This is a genomic window from Micromonospora sp. D75, assembly GCF_018070405.1.
Taxonomy (GTDB): Bacteria; Actinomycetota; Actinomycetes; order Mycobacteriales; family Micromonosporaceae; genus Micromonospora; species Micromonospora chalcea.
This window is the reverse complement of record NZ_JAGPXV010001120.1, coordinates 1-730: the sequence shown is the minus strand read 5'-3', so window position 1 is coordinate 730 and position 730 is coordinate 1. Positions and strand designations below refer to the sequence as shown.

Annotated in this window: 1 protein-coding gene; it reads right to left on the bottom strand. The window is 77.3% G+C overall.

Annotated elements, in window-relative coordinates:
* Positions 1-730 (bottom strand): hypothetical protein (locus KBX39_RS32415; protein WP_210874243.1); only part of this gene is annotated, 730 nt, incomplete at both ends.

Below are 730 nucleotides of genomic sequence, written 5' to 3'. Positions count from 1 at the left end.
CGACCGCACACCATGCGCCGACACCAGGTGCTCCGCCACCAACGCCCCGAGCGCACCCGTACCACCGGTCACCAGCACCGCACCCTCACCCACGACCGGCGTCTCCACCGACACCGGGGCGACCGCACGCACCAGACGCGGCACGAACACCGCGCCCGCACGCACCGCGACCTGACCGCCGGCCGGGTCCGCGGCGAAGCGGGCCAGGACGCCCAGCGTGCCGGGGTTGATCGCGTCGTCGACGTCGGCCAGGACGATGCGACCGGGGTGCTCGGACTGCGCGGAGCGCAGCAGGCCCCACACGGCCGCGGCGGCCAGGTCGCTCACCCGGTCCCCGTCGCGGACGGCCAGCGCGCCCCGGGTCACCACCACGAGCTTCGAGTCGGCCAGCGCGTCGACGGCCAGCCACTCCTGCACCAGGCCCAGCACGTCGGCGGTGACAGTGCGTACGGCCTCCGCCGGGTCGCCGTCGTCGGCGGGCGACGCGGCCGGCGTGAAGAGCAGCAGGCGCGGCGGGGCGATGCCGGCGTCGATGGCGGCGCGCAGCTGCCGGATCGTCTCGGCGGAGGGGCCACCGGGGACGCCCGGCAGGGCCGGCCCGCCCAGCACCGCCCAGCCCGACGCGTCGTCGACCGGGTCGGCCTCCTCGGCCTGCCAGGCCACCTCGAACAGGGAGCGCGACGCCGCGTTCGGGGCGGCCACCCCGGTCAGCTCCCGCAGGACAAGGGAG